The sequence below is a fragment of the Cryobacterium sp. genome (assembly GCF_025463825.1).
In the GTDB taxonomy this organism is placed as follows: domain Bacteria; phylum Actinomycetota; class Actinomycetes; order Actinomycetales; family Microbacteriaceae; genus Cryobacterium.
Map to the genome: position 1 here is coordinate 1 of NZ_JAODBG010000033.1, position 16,127 is coordinate 16,127.

The window sequence follows — 16,127 nt, forward strand, 5'->3', positions numbered from 1 at the left end:
CCAGCTGGTTCCTGTCGCTTCTGGGCATCCTGTTGCCCGTCCTGCTGATCGGTGCGTTCTTCTGGCTGATGCTCTCCGGCATGCAGGGCGGCGGCAACAAGGTCATGCAGTTCGGCAAGTCCAAGGCCAAGCTGGTCTCCAAGGAGACCCCGCAGGTCTTCTTCACCGACGTCGCCGGCGCGGACGAGGCCATCGAAGAGCTGCAGGAGATCAAGGACTTCCTCAAGGAGCCCGCCAAGTTCCAGGCCGTCGGCGCCCGGATCCCGAAGGGCGTACTGCTGTACGGCCCTCCAGGAACCGGTAAGACCCTGCTGGCCCGCGCCGTCGCCGGTGAGGCCGGCGTGCCGTTCTACTCGATCTCCGGGTCGGACTTCGTCGAGATGTTCGTCGGTGTCGGCGCCAGCCGCGTGCGGGACCTGTTCCAGCAGGCCAAGGAGAACTCCCCGGCGATCATCTTCGTCGACGAGATCGACGCCGTCGGCCGCCACCGCGGCGCCGGAATGGGGGGCGGCCACGACGAGCGCGAACAGACCCTCAACCAACTGCTGGTGGAGATGGACGGCTTCGACGTCAAGACCAACGTGATCCTGATCGCGGCCACCAACCGGCCCGACATCCTCGACCCGGCGTTGCTGCGCCCGGGCCGGTTCGACCGACAGATCGGTGTCGACGCGCCCGACATGCTCGGCCGCAAGCGCATTCTCGAGGTGCACGCCAAGGGCAAGCCGATGGCCGCCGGAGTCGACCTCGAGGTGCTCGCCCGCAAGACGCCCGGTTTCACCGGCGCCGACCTGGCGAACGTGCTCAACGAGGCCGCGCTGCTGACCGCGCGTTCGAACGCCCAGCTGATCGACAACCGGGCCCTGGACGAAGCCGTCGACCGGCTGATGGCCGGCCCGCAGCGCCGCACCCGCGTCATGCGCGACCAGGAGAAGCTCATCACCGCGTACCACGAGGGCGGCCACGCCCTGGTGGCCACGGCGATGCGCAACACCGACCCGGTCACCAAGATCACCATCCTGCCCCGCGGCCGCGCCCTCGGGTACACCATGGTGATGCCGCTGGAGGATCGCTACTCGGTCTCCCGCAACGAACTGCTCGACCAGCTCGCCTACGCGATGGGCGGCCGGGTCGCCGAGGAGATCATCTTCCACGACCCCACCACCGGGGCGTCCAACGACATCGAGAAGGCCACCGCAACGGCCCGCAAGATGGTCACCGAGTTCGGCATGAGCTCGGACGTCGGACCGCTCAAGCTCGGCTCCGCGTCGGGCGAGATGATGTTCGGCCGTGACATGGGGCACCAGCGCGACTACTCCGAGCGGCTCGCCGAGCGGGTGGACACCGAGGTGCGCCAGCTGCTCGAAAACGCCCACGACGAAGCCTACGCGGTGATCAACGCCAACCGGGCGATCCTGGACGACCTGGCCGCCAAGCTGCTCGAGCACGAGACCCTGGACCAGACCGCGCTGGTGGAGATCTTCGCCGACGTCGAGAAGCTGCCGCCGCGCCCACAGTGGCTCTCCAGCGACAAGCGCCCGGTCTCCGACGTGCCGCCCATCGCGATGCCCACCCCGAAGGCGCCCATCGACGGCGCTGCCGTCGACGGTGGCGTCACCAGCGGCGGAGCCGAAGCCGACAAGCCCAAGCGCGCCCCGGCCCGCAACCCGCGCCCCGCAACCGCGTAGACCGGGCCAAGTGGGAGTCGACCAGCCACGCATCGAGGCGGCCGTCGCCGAGATCCTTGCCGCCATCGGCGAGGAAACCGGCCGGGCCGGCCTCGAGACCACGCCGCACCGGGTGGCGGCCGCCTACGCCGAATTCTTCGCCGGCGTCGGCCAGGACCCGCTCGACCACCTGCGCGATCCCGTTCCCGTGGGCGACCGCACCGGCGACCTCGTGCTCCTGCGTGACATCGAATTCCGCTCCGTCTGCGAACACCATCTGCTGCCGTTCCTGGGTATCGCCCACCTGGCCTACCTGCCGGGCGAGCGGATCGTGGGCCTGGGCAAACTGGCCGCTGTCGTCGAGACGATCGCGGCGCGCCCCCAGCTGCAGGAACGCCTCACCGAGGAGATCGCCGACGCGCTCGAGGCGGGTCTGGCGCCCCGCGGAGTACTCGTGATGCTCGACGCCAGCCACGGCTGCGTCACCACCAGGGGTCCCCGCCAGACCCGCAGCAGCACCGTCACGCTGGCCACCCGCGGCGCCCTGTTCGAGCCCGCCGCACGCACCGAGATCATCGCCCTGATCGGCGGCTCCCAGTGACAGGGACCACGCTCGTGATGGGCGTTCTCAACGTCACCCCCGACTCCTTCAGCGACGGCGGCCGATGGGCGAGCACCGACGCCGCCGTGCGGCACGCCCTCGACCTGCAGACTGAGGGCGCCGACCTCATCGACGTCGGTGGAGAGTCCACCCGGCCCGGCGCCGGCCGGGTGTCGCCGCAGGTCGAGCAGGACCGGGTGTTGCCCGTCCTTACCGAACTGCACCGGCTCGGCATCCGGACCAGCATCGACACCCTCAACGCCGGGACCGCCGAGCTCGCCGCCGCGGCCGGGGTCGACATCATCAACGACGTCTCCGGCGGCCTCGCCGACCCCGGCATGGCCGACGTGGTCGCCCGCACCGGGTTGCCGTACATCGCCATGCACTGGCGTGCGCATGCCGGCAGCATGGACAGCCTGGCCACCTATGACGACGTGGTCGCCACCGTTGTGGCCGAACTCGCCGACCGGGTCGCCGTCCTCGAGGCAGCCGGCGTCAAGCGCAGCCAGCTGATCCTGGACCCCGGTCTCGGGTTCAGCAAGGACGCCGAGCAGAACTGGCGCGTGTTCGCCCGGCTCGACGCCTTCGACCCGCTCGGCCTGCCCGTCATGGTCGGCGTCTCCCGCAAGCGGTTCCTGGCCGGGGTGCTCCCGGACAACGCGGCGATCGTCGACCGCGACCTCCCGACCGCGATCCTCAGCGTGCTCGCCGCCCAGGCCGGCGCCTGGGCGGTGCGGGTGCACGACGTTGCGGGCACCCGCACCGCCCTGAACGTGCTGGCCCGGGTCGATTCGGCCAGAATAGGGTCATGAGCACCGACTCGATCACCCTCACCGGGTTGCGGATCACCGCATACCACGGCGTCTACGACTTCGAACGGGAGAACGGCCAGGAGTTCGTCATCGACGTGACGGTGTGGCTGGACTTCCGCCAGGCGGCCGCCGGGGACGACCTGGCCCGCACCATCCACTACGGCGAACTCGCGGTCGAAGTCGCCGATGCCGTGCGCCGCGACCCGGTGGACCTCATCGAGACCCTCGCCGAGCGGATCGCCGACGTCGTGCTCGCGCACGAGGCGGCGGAACGGGTTCGGGTGACGGTGCACAAGCCCGCTGCCCCCATCGAGATTCCCTTCGCGGATGTCTCGGTGCAGATCGAACGGAGCCAACCATGACACCTCCCGACGCGCCCACCGCAGTACTGGCACTCGGCAGCAACCTCGGCGACCGGGAGGCCACCCTGGCCGCCGCCGTTCGCGCCATCGCCGAACTGGACGGCGCGGTTCTGACCGCGGTGTCCCCGGTCTACGCCTCCGACGCCGTCAAGCCCGACGGCGTCGACCCGTCGGCGCCCGGTTACCTCAACCTCGTCATCACGCTGCACTGGGCGGGGGAGCCGCACGCGCTGCTCGACGCCGTGAACGCCATCGAGGCCCACCATGGCCGGGTGCGCCAGGAACGCTGGGGCGACCGGACCCTGGACATCGACCTGATCAGCATCGGCGACCTGCGGATAGACGACGACAGGCTGACCCTGCCGCACCCTCGCGCGGGTGAGCGGGACTTCGTGCTCGCCCCGTGGGCGGACATCGACCCGGACGCCCAGTTGCCCGGCCGGGGCCGGGTGCGCGAGTTGCTCGCCGTGGCCCACCGAACGGCCAGGGCGCATCCGGTGACCGCCAGCACCGACCCCGCGCACACCGAGGTGGCGCATGAAGGCACCCTGCACCAGACGGCCGACCGCCCGGCGCCGGGCACCCCGGACGACGACACCGACCCGGCCGCCGCCGCCGGCGACACCCGATGAGACGCACCCGCCCGAGCCCGCTGCTGGGCCTCGGCCTGGCCGGCCTGGTCGTGGCGTTCCTCGCCGAACTCGGCGCGGCCGCCGCCGGCCGGGCCATTCTCGTGCCACCGGTCACGCTGCCGGTCGCGCTGGTGCTCATCACGGCCATCCTGCTGACCCTGGCCTGGCAGATCCGCCAATCCACCCGCAGCAGGTCGGCCCGCCGGGTCGACCCGTTCATCGCGATGCGCGTCGCCGTGCTCGCCAAGGCGTCCAGCCTGAGCGGTGCGCTGCTGCTGGGCCTCGGCCTGGGCGTTGTGGCGTACATCCTGACCCGTTCGGTGGTACCGGCGGTAGCATCGTTGTGGCTCGCAATCGGGATGGCGCTCGGCGCCGCAATCCTGCTCGCGGGCGGACTGCTCGCGGAACACTTCTGCACGCTCCCGCCCGACGACGACCACGACCACGACGAAGGGGGCGCAGCTCGTGTCTGAGAACCGCGGCACCGACACCGGCGCGCCCTTTCCCTACGACGCGGTAGCCGGCTCGGCCGCCCCGGCCGCTCCCGACGTCCTCGCGGAGCCGGACGCCCGCGCGGTGCCGGCCGCCCCGGCCGGGCCGGCCCCGGTCGTGCCGCCCGTCGGCGCCCGGCTCGACCTGCCGGAGGCCGGCGTCTGGCAGCGGGTGTCCCCGAAGTACGTCATGGTCGAAATCGTCGGCAGCGTGATCTTCCTCGTGATCGTGTGCGTCGTCGCCGGGGGCCTCTGGCTGCTCCTTGAGCAGAGCTGGGCCGCGATCGTGGGCGGCATCATCGCGCTGGTCACGCTGGTCTCGCTGGCCTTCGAACCCCGCCGGGTTCGCTCCATCGGCTACCAGCTGCGCGCGGACGACCTGCTCTTTCGCCGCGGCATCATGTTCCAGCGGTTCGTGGCGGTACCGTACGGCCGGATGCAGCTGGTCGACATCACCCGCGGGCCGGTCGCCCGCTGGCTCGGCCTGGCCGACCTCAAATTCGTCACCGCCGCAGCCACCTCCGGCGTTTCCATCCCCGGCCTGGCCGAGGACGACGCGGACGCGCTGCGGGACCGGCTGGTCGAATTGGCTGAAAGCCGGCGGGCCGGGTTGTGACCAGTCTCGCCGACGGGGAATGGCACCGGCTGCATCCCGCGAGCCCGGTGCTGCGCGGCGGGATCTTCATCTTCGCCATGCTCGGCTTCGTGATCGCCAACCTGCGCGAACGCTTCGTCGACCTGGTCTTCGGCATCCCCCGGGAGTCCGGTGACCCGCTCGACGAGATCTACGAACGTGGCGTCGTCGGTTGGGCGCTGCTGGCGACGGCGGTGGTGCTGATCGTGATCCTCGTCGTCTTCACCCTGTCCTGGCGGATGCACACCTTCCGGGTCGGCGACGAGTCCGTCGAGGTGCGCAGCGGAGTGGTGTTCCGCAGCCATCGGCAGGCCCGGCTGGACCGCATCCAGGGTGTCAATATCGTGCGCCCGTTGATCCCGCGACTGTTCGGCGCGGCGAAACTCGAAGTGAGCGTGGCCGGCCAGGACGCGAACGTGCAACTGGCCTATCTGGGCTCCGCGCTGGCCGACGGACTGCGCCGGGACATCCTGCAGCTCGCCGGCGGCGCCAGGGCGCCGCGGCCCACCGCGCCGGACGGCCTGCTCGCCGGCAGCGGGGCCGACAGCACCGACAATACCCACGGCACCGACGGCACCTTTGCCCTGCCCGCCGACGGCGGTCCGGCCCGATCGGGCGTGGGCGGTTACGCCAGTGCCCGGGTGGGTGAATTCCTCGCTCCCGAGCTCGACCCCGACGCGGCACCGCCCGAATCGGTGGTGCGGATCCCGTTGCTGCGCCTGATCGGGTCCACGGTGTTCAGCGGCTTCACCGTTTTCGTGGTCCTGGCCATCGCGGTGCTGATCGTCAGCGTCGTCTCCGGCAGCACCGGCTGGCTGCTGATCGCGATCTTCCCGTTCCTGATCGCCAGCGTGGGGTTCTACTTCACCCGGATCACCAAGTCCCTGCGCTATAGCATCGCCGGCACCAGCGCTGGCGTGCGGGTCGGCTTCGGGCTGCTCACCACCAGCAACGAGACCCTGCCGCCCGGCCGCATCCACGCCGTGGGCGTGAGCCAGCCGTTGCTCTGGCGGCCGTTCGGTTGGTGGCAGGTCAGCATTAACAAGGCCGGCCACTCCACCAACAGCGGTGCCGCCGGCCAGGCGGCCACGACGATCCTGCCGGTAGGCTCCCGCGGGGATGTCACCCGGGTGCTCGAGCTGGTGCTGCCGGGGTTTAGTGGCGACGAGCCGCGCGCCCTGATCGAGCGGGGCCTGATCTCCCGCGGCGGCGCTGACGGGTTCAGCAATGCGCCCCGCCGGGCCGCCTGGCTGCGACCGTTCTCCTGGCGCCGCACCGGGTTCGCGGTCTCGACGGGAACCGCGGTGCTGCGCCGCGGGGTGCTCGCCCGCGAGCTGATCTTCGTGCCGCTCGCGCGGCTGCAGAGCGTCGCCATCCACCAGGGGCCGGTGCGGCGCCGGCTCAGGCTCGCCAGCGCACGCCTGCACACCGTCACCGGCTCGGTCACGGCCTCCCTCGGCGTGATCGACGTGGCCGAGGCGGTGCGCCTGTTCGAGCTCGTCGCGGCCGGCGCGATCGTGTCGGCCGATTCGGACACCAGCCACCACTGGAGCCGTCCGGTCGAGGTGGCGCCGTGAGCGGGCGTCCCGGGCGGCTCGGCATCGGCGTGATCGGTGCGGGCCACGTCGGCCCGATCCTCGCCGCGGCCCTCGCCGGTGCGGGTCACGCCCTGGTGGGAATCTCCGCGATCTCGCAGGCCAGTCGCGACCGGGCGGAAGCGATCCTGCCGCTGGTGCCGGTGCTGACCGTGCCGGAGATCGTGGAGCGTAGCGAGCTGGTCATCATCGCGGTGCCGGACGACCAGCTCGAGAGTTTGGTGACCGGCCTCGCCGCCACCGGCACCTGGCGGCCGGGTCAGCTCGTCCTGCACACCTCCGCCCGGTACGGAACGGCGGTGCTCGGCCCGGCGTTGGGCGCCGGCGCGATTCCGTTGGCGATCCACCCGGCGATGAGCTTCACCGGGACCAGCCTGGACATCACCCGCCTCGCCGACAGCTACTTCGCCGTCACCGCGCCCGGGCCGGTGCTGCCCATCGGACAGGCCCTGGTCGTGGAGATGGGCGGCGAGCCGGTGATCGTCGCCGAGGGTGACCGTGCCGCGTACGCCGAGGCGATCGAGACAGCGACGGCCTTCTCGACGGCTATCGTTGACCAGGCCACCCGGTTGTTGCAGGGCATCGGGATCGAGCAGCCCGGCGCGGTGATCGCGCCCCTCGTCCGGTCGGCCATCGAGAACGCCCTCACCCGTACCGGCGCGGCGAACCCGCTCGACGAACTGGGCGACCTCGACGGCCGGCCCGGCCCGCCCCATCCATTCCACCCGTTTGACCCGTTTGACCCGTTCGACCCGGAGGACCAGTGACCGTGCTCACCAAGCCAGAAGTTCTCGACACGATCGACGAGCTGCGAAACCGGCTCTGCCTCGCGAAGCAGAACACCGCGGCCAAGGGCGGCGACGCCCACGTGGTGCTGGTGCCCACCATGGGCGCCCTGCACGAAGGGCACCGGGCGCTCGTTCGCCGCGCCGTCGCGCTGGGCGACATCGTCGTCGTGTCGATCTTTGTCAACCCGCTGCAGTTCGGCGTGAACGAAGACCTCGACACCTACCCCCGCACCCTCGACGCGGATGTGGCCGCGCTGGCCGAGGAGGGCGCCGCGTTCGTCTTCGCCCCGCACGCCGCAGAGATGTACCCGGCCGGCGCCTCGTCGACCCGGGTGACCGCCGGCGCGGTCGGTGGCCTCTACGAGGGTGCCGCGCGGCCGGGGCACTTCGACGGGATGCTCACCGTCGTCGCCAAGCTGTTCCACATCGTCGAACCCGACGTGGCGGTCTTCGGCCAGAAGGACGCCCAGCAGGTGTTCCTGGTGGAGCGGATGGTCGCCGACCTCAACCTGCGCACCACGATCGAAGTCGTTCCCACCGTGCGCGAAGACAGCGGCCTCGCCCTCTCCAGCCGCAACCGCAACCTCGACGAGGCCGCCCGCACCGCGGCCCGGTCCCTGTCGGTGGGGCTCGCGAAAGCCGCCGTCGCCGCTCCCGGTGGCGTGCCAGCCGCGATCGTGGCCGCGCACGCGGTGATCGGCGCCCAGCCTCTGGTTAAGCTTGACTATCTCGTTGTCGTGCATCCGCAGACGTTCCTGCCGGTCGCCGACGACTATCGCGGCCCGGCCAGGATGCTGGTGGCCGCGGTGGTCGGCAGCACCCGGCTCATCGACAACATTTCACTGGACATTCCCTAACCGCATTGAGACGGGGTGGCCGGGCGCTGCCCGGTACACCCACCGACGGAGAACCGCATGAGCACCACCCCCGCCCCCGTGCCCGGCGACGACGACCAGGCCGCACAGGACGTCGCCGCGCAGGCCGAGATGGCTGCGCAGGCCGAAATGAACGAGCAGAAGGTCGTGCGCCTGGCCAAGCGGGACCGCCTGAACGCGGCCGCGACCAGTGCCGCCGGCGGTGCGTACCCCGTCTCCGTGCCCGTCACCACTACCATCCCGGCCGTGCGCGCCCGGTACGGCGACCTCGAACCGGATGCCGCCACCGGCGACACCGTGGGACTTGCCGGCCGCATCGTGCACCTGCGCAACACCGGCAAGCTGTGCTTCGCAAGCCTGCAGGCCGGCGACGGCAGCCGCATCCAGGCCATGGTGTCGCTGGCCGCCGTCGGCGAGGACTCACTTGCGAGCTGGAAAGACCTCGTCGACCTCGGCGACCACGTCTTCATCTCCGGCGAGGTCATCTCCTCCCGCCGCGGTGAGCTGTCGGTCATGGTCTCCGAATGGCAGATCGCCGCGAAGGCACTGCTGCCGCTGCCCAACCTGCACTCCGAACTGAGCGAGGAGACCCGGGTGCGCAGCCGCTACCTCGACCTCATCGCCCGCGAACAGGCCCGCACCACCGTTGTCCAGCGGTCCCGGGCCGTCTCGAGCCTACGCGCCACCTTCACCGCGCGCGGCTTCCTCGAGATCGAGACCCCGATGCTGCAGACCATGCACGGCGGTGCCTCGGCCCGGCCGTTCTCCACGCACAGCAACGCGTTCGACACCGAACTGTTCCTGCGCATCGCCCCGGAGCTGTTCCTCAAGCGCGCCGTCGTCGGCGGCATCGACCGGGTTTACGAGATCAACCGCAACTTCCGCAACGAGGGCGCAGACTCCACCCACTCGCCCGAGTTCGCGATGCTCGAGGCCTACGAGGCCTACGGTGACTACACCTCCATCGCCGAGCTCACCCAGACGCTGATCCAGGATGCGGCGCAGGCCATCGCCGGCTCGCACGTGGTGACCTGGGCCGACGGCACGGAGTTCGACCTGGGCGGTGAGTGGGACCGCATCAGCATGTACGACAGCCTGTCGGCCGCGGCCGGTCGCGCGATCAGCCCCGCGACCCCGCTGGCGGAGTTGCAGGGCCTCGCCGCCGCGGAGGGCGTCGAGGTCGACCACCCCATCCACGGCAAGTACGTCGAGGAACTCTGGGAGCACTTCGTGAAGGGCGACCTGGTGCGCCCCACCTTCGTGCTGGACTTCCCGGTCGACACGAGCCCGCTGGTACGCGGGCACCGCTCGATCGACGGTGTCGTGGAGAAATGGGACCTCTACATCCGCGGCTTCGAACTGGCCACCGGTTACTCCGAGCTCGTCGACCCCGTCGTGCAGCGGGAACGTTTCGTGGAGCAGGCCAGGCTCGCAGCCGGCGGCGACCCGGAGGCCATGCGCCTGGACGAGGAGTTCCTGCGGGCGCTCGAGCACGGCATGCCGCCCACCGGCGGCATGGGCATGGGCATCGACCGGCTGCTGATGGCCCTGACCGGCCTCGGCATCCGCGAGACGATCCTGTTCCCGTTGGTAAAGTGACCGCATGATGACTTATCTGCCCAAGGACGAGCTGAAGCCCGACGACGACGGCAAGAAGGGCGCCTCGACGAACCGGATCATGATCTGGATCGTCGTGGGCGCGGTGGGCCTCTACCTGCTCGGCTCCGGCATCTTCGGCATCCTCACCAAGTAACCCGGGACCTCGCGCCCGGCGGGGTCGTCTAGGCTGGTAGGACTATGGATAGCTTCTGGGCCAACGCTTTGTTCTCGCTCGCGCCCACCGTTCTGGTCGGGGTGATCTTCTGGATCATCATGCGTGCGATCATCCGCGCCGACCGCACGGAGCGTAACGCGTACGCCCGCGTCGAAGCTGAAGAACGAGCCAAGCTCGGCCTCGACAAGCCGACTAAATAGCCGTGCCGGAATTCGACCTGTCCACCATCCTCCTCGTGGTGGCATTCCTCATTGACTTCGCCATCCGGGTCGTTGCCATCATCGTGGTGCCCCGGAACCGCCGGCCCACCTCCGGCATGGCCTGGCTCCTGGCGATCTTCCTGATCCCCTATATCGGCGCCCTGATCTTCCTTCTGATCGGCTTCCGCACGCTGCCGAAGCGGCGCGTGGAGATGCAGGCCGAGATCAACCAGTTCATCCTCGACAGCACCGCCGGCATGGAACGAGTGCAGCGCGACCACCCGTGGCCGGGCTGGCTCGAATCGGTGGTGGCCCTCAACCGCAAGCTCGGCTCGATGCCCCTGGTCGGCGACAACCGCGCCCGGCTGCACGGCGACTACGAGGAAACCCTCGCCGCGATGGCTGCCGACATCGACAAGGCCCGCAAATACGTGCACGTCGAGTTCTACATCCTCTCCCTCGACCACACGACGGGCCCGTTCTTCGACGCCTTGGAGAACGCCGTCAAACGCGGTGTGACCGTTCGGGTGCTGATGGACCACATCCAGTCGATGCGGAAGCCCGGCTTCAAGGAAACCAAGCGCCGCCTCACCGCCTCTGGTGTGCAGTGGGAGCTGATGCTGCCGTTGCAGCCGTTCAAGGGCAAGTGGCAACGCCCCGACCTGCGCAACCACCGCAAGCTCGTCATCGTCGACGGCCGGGTCGGTTTCATGGGCTCGCAGAACGTGATCGACCGCACCTACAACATGAAGGGCAACATCCGCCGCGGGCTCAAGTGGAAGGACCTGATGGTGCGGCTGGAGGGCCCCATCGTGTCCGGCCTGAACGCCATCTTCATCACCGACTGGTACAGCGAGACCAACGAGCTGCTCACCCGCGACATCGAACCGGTGCACCCGGAGCAGGTTTCCGATCCCATCGACTGTCAGGTGGTGCCCAGCGGGCCCGGCTTCGTGGGGGAGAACAACCTGCGGTTGTTCCTCGCCCTGCTCTACTACGCGCAGGAACGCATCGTGATCACCAGCCCGTACTTCGTGCCGGACGAGTCGATCATGTACGCCGTCACCACCGCGGTGCAGCGCGGACTGCACGTGGAACTGTTCGTCTCCGAGATCGGCGACCAGGCCCTCGTCTACCACGCCCAGCGTTCCTACTATGAGGAGCTGCTGCGGGCGGGCGTGAAGATCTACATGTACAAGGAGCCGTACGTGCTGCACGCCAAGCACTTCACCATCGACGACGACGTGGCAGTGATCGGCTCGAGCAACATGGACATGCGCTCGTTCAGCCTGAACTTCGAGGTGTCCCTGATGGTGCGCGGGCACTCCTTTGTAGAACAGCTGCGCAAGGTGGAGGACGGCTACCGGGCGGACAGCCGCGAACTCACCCTGGATGAGTGGATGAAGCAGCCGCTGAAGTCCACGATCCTGGACAACCTGGCGCGGCTCACCTCCGCGGTGCAGTAGCCGCTCCTCAGCGGCGCGGCTTCAGCCGCACGTTGGGCAGCGCCGGCGCCGGCAGGGCGGCGCCGGTGTAGGCCACCTGGCCGAACCGGCCGGCGGGATCCGTGCCCTTGATCACCTCTGCCTGCCATTGGGCGCGGAACGCCGCCACCTCGTCGTGGGTGCGGCCGATGAAGTTCCACCACATCACAATCTGCTCGCCGAGCGGTTCGCCGCCGAGCAGCAGGACCCGGGCGGCGCCGTCACCGGTGTTCTCCAGCCGGATGCCGGTGGGCCCGGCCGCAACGAAGCCCAGCTCGTTTCGCTGCACGGGCGCGCCGGCGACCTGCACCGCACCCGTGTCGACCAGCACCCCGTGCTCGAAGGTCGCCTGGACGGCCAGGTCGATCAACGCGCCGGCGGGCAGGTCCAGCTGCGCGCCGACGAGGGGGGTGTCGCCGGCGGCGGCCGCCCGGTGACCGGCGAGCTCGCCCATGAAGATGTGCAGGGTCACATCGTCGACGAGCGTCGGCGTGATCACGTGATTCTCGAAGTGCGGGTGCTGGTGCCGGGTGGAGTCGGGGAGCGCGATCCAGAGCTGCACGCCGTGCAGCGCTGTGGTGGTCGGGGTGGACACCTCGGAGTGGCTGATACCGCCGCCCGCGGTCATCAGGTTCAGCTCGCCCGGGCGCACGAGGGCCAGGCTGCCCACGCTGTCGCGGTGCTCCACCTCCCCGGCGAACAGCCAACTCGCCGTCTGCAGCCCGGTGTGCGGGTGCGGCGGTACGACCATGCCGCCGGTGACGGAGACGTCGTCGGGCCCGTAGTGGTCCACGAAACACCAGGCACCGATCAGCGAACGCTCCCGCTGGGGCAGGGTGCGGCGCACGCTCATGGCGCGGGGCCCGCCGAGGGGCACGTCCCGCGGCTGCAGGATCACCACGGCGGCCGCGGTGTCCTCAAGGGTGCTGCCGGTGCAGACGATTTCGGCGGGGTCGCGCTCGAGGTTGCTCACCCTTCGAGCTTAATCCGCCCGGACGCGGCTGGGTGCGGGTTCGAGTCGTTCGGTGGGCGCGGTCTGGCCCTGCAGGTCGTCAGGGTCCCCCGGGGGCAACGGCCGGGTATCGGCGGGCGGCCCGGCTGCCGGGGCCGGTGCTGGGGCGTCCGGCAGCCCATCGGCGGTGCCGCCGGCGCGCTCGACGGGCGGGCGTTGCAGCATCTCCACCAGCAGGACCAGGACCAGGGCGAGGACGGCGGTCCAGATGATGACGGACGCCGGGAGGGGGCGCCAGAAGATCGCGACGGCGGCGGCGGCCAGCCCGATCAGCACGTGGGCCACCCGGCGGTAGGTGAAGAGGACGGCGCCGAACCGGCCGGTACTGACGCCGGCGTCCGCCGCTGCCCGGCGGAGCCGGGATGCCGTGCGGACGGTGGCACGGCGTAGGAGGGTCGAACCGTGGAAGGGACCGGCGAGGTAGGCGACCACCGCAACGGTGAACCCCACCAGCCCGACCGACAGGGCCGTCGTATTCATGAACGGCACCACGGCGTCGTAGAGAGCGCGGCTCATGTCGGTGGGCAGGTACGCGGGCGACACCGCGCTGACGAAGAGAATGCGGCGGACGGCGATGCCGGCGGACAGCAGGGCCATGGAGGCCGCCAGGGCAAGTCCGGCCCAGATCAGGGTGGGCGCGCGCCGCCGGGCCACGAGCACTCCGAGCGTGATCAGGCCGAGACTCACGAACGGCAGGACGAAGCCGAGGACGTTGAGCAGCTGGTAGCCCGTGCGGGCCTGCACCAGGGAATCCGACTGGGCCACGACGATGGTGCGATCGACCTCCGGGATGTTCTGCGCGAGCCCGAAGCCGCGATTGACGGGTTCCTTCTTCACCTCGGCGACGATCGGTCCGAGTTGGATGCCGAGCTTACCGGTGTCGCTGATCGCCAGCGCGGACGTGGACTCGCCCTCCAGCGCCGCGATGACCTGGGTCTGGCTGGTCCGCACGGCTTGCTCCCACAGCTGCGCGAAGGCGTCGGAACTGACGATCCTCGTCGCCGCCGATTCGATCAGGCCCTGCACACCCTGCACCGCGGGCTGCTGCAGCAGCCCCAGTGCGTTCTTGGCCTGCGGCGGCAGGTCGAGGGTCGACAACCCGTCGAAGAGGTCCTTGGTGATGCCGGTGATGTCGACATTGTCGTTCACGACGGTCACGATCTGGTCAACCAGGTACGCCTGCACGGCCGGGTCCTCCGCCAGGGGGCCCAGCGAGGAGGCGAACCTGTCGGTGTCGTTGACGTATCCCTTCGTCCAGTACGCGACCACGCTGATCGGGGCCAACAGCACCCCGAGGGTGATCAGCAGGGCGGCGAAGAACGCCCGCCAACGGCGGGCCGCGCGGTGCTCGGCGGCCGGGCCGACGCGTGCCCGCAGCCGGGCGTTCTCGGCGGAGAGCCGGGCGATCTCGTCGGCGGGATCCGGTGGTGCCGGCCGGGCCGGCGGGAGTGATCGAAACGTTCATGGTGCCACCGCCTTTCGCCTGCGAAACGCAAGTCGCGAAGTCGTGGAGCCGAATGCTGCCAGTATTTGCGCCCTCCCGCCCCCTCGCAAGGGGGCACCGCGTCGCCGCTGTCAGGCCGAGCGGACGAGCAGGTCGCCCACCTCGCAATCCAGCGCCGCACAGATGGCGGCGAGGGTGGAATACCTGATTGCCCTGGCCCGGTCGTTCTTCAGCACGGACAGGTTCACGACGCTCATGCCGACCAGTTCGCTCAGCCGGGTCAGGGTGAGCCCACGCTCGGCCAGGAGCTCATCGAGCCGGCAATGGATGCCGGTGTTCTCGTCCTCCTCGACAGGAGGCACTAGACGAGCCCGTCGGTGTCGTCCTGCAGGCGCTGGCCGAGGTGGATCGCGGCGGCGGCGACGAGCAGGACCAGCCCGGTCGCCGCGGGGCCGAGGTCCACGAGGGTGGCCATCGGCCAGAAGCCGTCGGCCGGGTCGCGGTTCAGCTCGCCGGCGGCGATCATGCCGCCGAGACCGCCGAAACCCTGCCCGAGCACGGTGCCGATGATGAGCGCATAGCCCACCACTGCAACCAGCTGGAACACCGGCTTGGTGAACGGGCGGCGGCGCAGCACGCTCAAGCAGAAATACCCGACGGTGGCCGAGATCAGCAGCGTGGTGGCCAGGGCGGTCGAGCCCTGGAGGGTGAGCAGGAACCTCGGCAACGCGCTGAGCCCGGCGATGGTCACCTCGGCCGAATCGAAGGTGCCGCTGGTGAGCCGGGCCGAGCCGGCGGATGCGGCGTCGGGCAATGGCGTCTGAGCCAATAGCTCGACGGTGAACCGGTCCCTCAGCAGCTGGCCGACGACCGTGACGATGCCGTACGCGGTGGCCAGCAGGCCCCAGGCAACGGCGCCGACCAGCACTATCCAGGTGAGGAGGCGGGCCGTCCGGCGTTCGAGCCTGGTCGAGCGCTCGCCCGGGCCGGTGCGTGCGGTGCTTCGCATGATCATCCGTACCTAACGATTATCGATATGTGGTGGGTGCACAAACCATATCGATTATCGTTGCCTCCCGCAAGGTGCTCCGCCGAGTTGCCCCGCAGCGGACCACATGCCCCCGTCGGGCGGGGCAACTCGACCGCAGGAGAGCAGGTCGGCGTAATGCGTCACGCCCACGGCGAACAGAGGCACGCATCCGGGGCTTCGCTGGTTACTCTCTTTGTATCGGTGCCATAACCGCCCTGGCGCCAAGGGAGTGTTCATATGTTTGAGAGATTTACCGACCGAGCTCGTCGTGTCGTCGTCCTGGCCCAGGAAGAGGCCAAGATGCTCAACCACAACTACATCGGAACCGAGCACATTCTGCTCGGACTCATCCACGAGGGGGAAGGCGTGGCCGCCAAGGCCCTGGAGAGCCTCGGCATCTCACTGGATGCCGTGCGCGAACAGGTCCAGGACATCATCGGCCAGGGCCAGCAGCAGCCGACGGGTCACATCCCGTTCACGCCGCGCGCCAAGAAGGTCCTCGAGCTGTCGCTGCGCGAGGCGCTGCAGCTGGGCCACAACTACATCGGCTCCGAGCACATCCTGCTCGGCCTCATGCGCGAGTGCGAGGGTGTGGCCGCCCTGTTGCTGGTCAAGCTCGGCGCCGACCTCAACCGCGTGCGCCAGCAGGTCATCCAGCTTCTCAGCGGATACCAGGGCAAGGAGGCCATCGCCGTGGGCGGTGAGCAGCAGCAGGGCCAGCAGCAG

Annotated in this window: 19 protein-coding genes; 15 read left to right on the top strand and 4 right to left on the bottom strand. The window is 69.8% G+C overall.

The window, feature by feature from the left end:
- The 14 genes from ftsH to cls form a co-directional block, all read left to right on the top strand.
- Positions 1-1,688, top strand: a 1,688-nt coding sequence (ftsH, locus tag JWP54_RS03955) for an ATP-dependent zinc metalloprotease FtsH (RefSeq protein ID WP_297367567.1), incomplete at its 5' end; no start/stop codon positions are given.
- Positions 1,689-1,698: 10 nt separating this feature from the next.
- Entirely contained in the window at positions 1,699-2,268 is a 570-nt protein-coding gene (gene folE, locus JWP54_RS03960) for a GTP cyclohydrolase I (protein ID WP_297367572.1), read from the top strand.
- The gene (gene folP / locus JWP54_RS03965) at positions 2,265-3,080 is read left to right on the top strand and encodes a dihydropteroate synthase (RefSeq protein WP_297367576.1); all 816 of its coding nucleotides are present in this window, start codon (positions 2,265-2,267) and stop codon (positions 3,078-3,080) included. Before folE ends, folP begins: the two co-directional genes overlap by 4 nt.
- Positions 3,077-3,442 carry a dihydroneopterin aldolase gene (gene folB, locus JWP54_RS03970; RefSeq protein ID WP_297367579.1) on the top strand — a complete coding sequence of 122 codons (366 nt, stop codon included), beginning with the start codon at positions 3,077-3,079 and terminating at the stop codon, positions 3,440-3,442. Before folP ends, folB begins: the two co-directional genes overlap by 4 nt.
- Entirely contained in the window at positions 3,439-4,074 is a 636-nt protein-coding gene (gene folK / locus JWP54_RS03975; protein WP_297367582.1) for a 2-amino-4-hydroxy-6-hydroxymethyldihydropteridine diphosphokinase, read from the top strand. Before folB ends, folK begins: the two co-directional genes overlap by 4 nt.
- Positions 4,071-4,547 (top strand): DUF3180 family protein, encoded by a 477-nt coding sequence (locus JWP54_RS03980; protein WP_297367586.1) that lies wholly within the window; start codon positions 4,071-4,073, stop codon positions 4,545-4,547. The genes folK and JWP54_RS03980 overlap by 4 nt, the downstream gene beginning before the upstream one ends.
- The gene (locus JWP54_RS03985) at positions 4,540-5,181 is read left to right on the top strand and encodes a PH domain-containing protein (protein ID WP_297367589.1); all 642 of its coding nucleotides are present in this window, start codon (positions 4,540-4,542) and stop codon (positions 5,179-5,181) included. The genes JWP54_RS03980 and JWP54_RS03985 overlap by 8 nt, the downstream gene beginning before the upstream one ends.
- Positions 5,178-6,776 carry a PH domain-containing protein gene (locus JWP54_RS03990; RefSeq protein ID WP_297367592.1) on the top strand — a complete coding sequence of 533 codons (1,599 nt, stop codon included), beginning with the start codon at positions 5,178-5,180 and terminating at the stop codon, positions 6,774-6,776. Before JWP54_RS03985 ends, JWP54_RS03990 begins: the two co-directional genes overlap by 4 nt.
- Complete coding sequence (locus tag JWP54_RS03995; protein WP_297367595.1) at positions 6,773-7,561, top strand: DUF2520 domain-containing protein; 789 nt, start codon at positions 6,773-6,775, stop codon at positions 7,559-7,561. Before JWP54_RS03990 ends, JWP54_RS03995 begins: the two co-directional genes overlap by 4 nt.
- A complete protein-coding gene (gene panC / locus JWP54_RS04000) occupies positions 7,558-8,439 on the top strand; it encodes a pantoate--beta-alanine ligase (RefSeq protein WP_297367599.1) in 882 nt (293 codons plus the stop codon). Before JWP54_RS03995 ends, panC begins: the two co-directional genes overlap by 4 nt.
- Positions 8,440-8,568: 129 nt before the next feature.
- Complete coding sequence (gene lysS / locus JWP54_RS04005; protein ID WP_297367629.1) at positions 8,569-10,056, top strand: lysine--tRNA ligase; 1,488 nt, start codon at positions 8,569-8,571, stop codon at positions 10,054-10,056.
- Positions 10,057-10,060: 4 nt separating this feature from the next.
- The gene (locus tag JWP54_RS04010; RefSeq protein ID WP_297367604.1) at positions 10,061-10,210 is read left to right on the top strand and encodes a hypothetical protein; all 150 of its coding nucleotides are present in this window, start codon (positions 10,061-10,063) and stop codon (positions 10,208-10,210) included.
- A 44-nt stretch (positions 10,211-10,254) separates the two neighbouring features.
- Positions 10,255-10,431, top strand: coding sequence for a hypothetical protein (locus JWP54_RS04015; protein WP_297367607.1), 177 nt, complete (start codon positions 10,255-10,257; stop codon positions 10,429-10,431).
- Positions 10,432-10,433: 2 nt separating this feature from the next.
- Positions 10,434-11,897, top strand: coding sequence for a cardiolipin synthase (gene cls, locus JWP54_RS04020; RefSeq protein ID WP_297367610.1), 1,464 nt, complete (start codon positions 10,434-10,436; stop codon positions 11,895-11,897).
- A gap of 7 nt (positions 11,898-11,904) precedes the next feature.
- Here cls and JWP54_RS04025 read toward each other — a convergent pair whose 3' ends face one another.
- The 4 genes from JWP54_RS04025 to JWP54_RS04040 all read right to left on the bottom strand — a co-directional run bounded on the left by JWP54_RS04025 (position 11,905) and on the right by JWP54_RS04040 (position 15,380).
- Positions 11,905-12,888: a pirin family protein gene (locus tag JWP54_RS04025; protein WP_297367613.1), complete on the bottom strand. Its 984-nt coding sequence runs from the start codon at positions 12,886-12,888 to the stop codon at positions 11,905-11,907.
- Positions 12,889-12,897: 9 nt separating this feature from the next.
- Entirely contained in the window at positions 12,898-14,211 is a 1,314-nt protein-coding gene (locus JWP54_RS04030; protein WP_297367617.1) for a hypothetical protein, read from the bottom strand.
- A 291-nt stretch (positions 14,212-14,502) separates the two neighbouring features.
- Complete coding sequence (locus tag JWP54_RS04035) at positions 14,503-14,733, bottom strand: helix-turn-helix transcriptional regulator (protein WP_297367620.1); 231 nt, start codon at positions 14,731-14,733, stop codon at positions 14,503-14,505.
- Positions 14,733-15,380 (bottom strand): hypothetical protein, encoded by a 648-nt coding sequence (locus JWP54_RS04040; protein WP_297367623.1) that lies wholly within the window; start codon positions 15,378-15,380, stop codon positions 14,733-14,735. The genes JWP54_RS04035 and JWP54_RS04040 overlap by 1 nt, the downstream gene beginning before the upstream one ends.
- Before the next feature lie 258 nt (positions 15,381-15,638).
- On the opposite strand from JWP54_RS04040, the gene JWP54_RS04045 reads away from it, so the two are divergent.
- A partial coding sequence (locus tag JWP54_RS04045) for a Clp protease N-terminal domain-containing protein (protein WP_297367626.1) occupies positions 15,639-16,127 on the top strand: 489 nt, incomplete at its 3' end.

Excerpts from the sequence above, each read along its gene's own strand:
- folB (WP_297367579.1), top strand. The coding sequence starts at position 3,077 with ATGAGCACCGACTCGATCACCCTCACCGGGTTGCGGATCACCGCATAC.
- folK (WP_297367582.1), top strand. The coding sequence starts at position 3,439 with ATGACACCTCCCGACGCGCCCACCGCAGTACTGGCACTCGGCAGCAAC.
- JWP54_RS03980 (WP_297367586.1), top strand. The coding sequence starts at position 4,071 with ATGAGACGCACCCGCCCGAGCCCGCTGCTGGGCCTCGGCCTGGCCGGC.
- lysS (WP_297367629.1), top strand. The coding sequence starts at position 8,569 with ATGGCTGCGCAGGCCGAAATGAACGAGCAGAAGGTCGTGCGCCTGGCC.
- JWP54_RS04010 (WP_297367604.1), top strand. The coding sequence starts at position 10,061 with ATGATGACTTATCTGCCCAAGGACGAGCTGAAGCCCGACGACGACGGC.
- JWP54_RS04015 (WP_297367607.1), top strand. The coding sequence starts at position 10,255 with ATGGATAGCTTCTGGGCCAACGCTTTGTTCTCGCTCGCGCCCACCGTT.
- JWP54_RS04040 (WP_297367623.1), bottom strand. The coding sequence starts at position 15,380 with ATGCGAAGCACCGCACGCACCGGCCCGGGCGAGCGCTCGACCAGGCTC.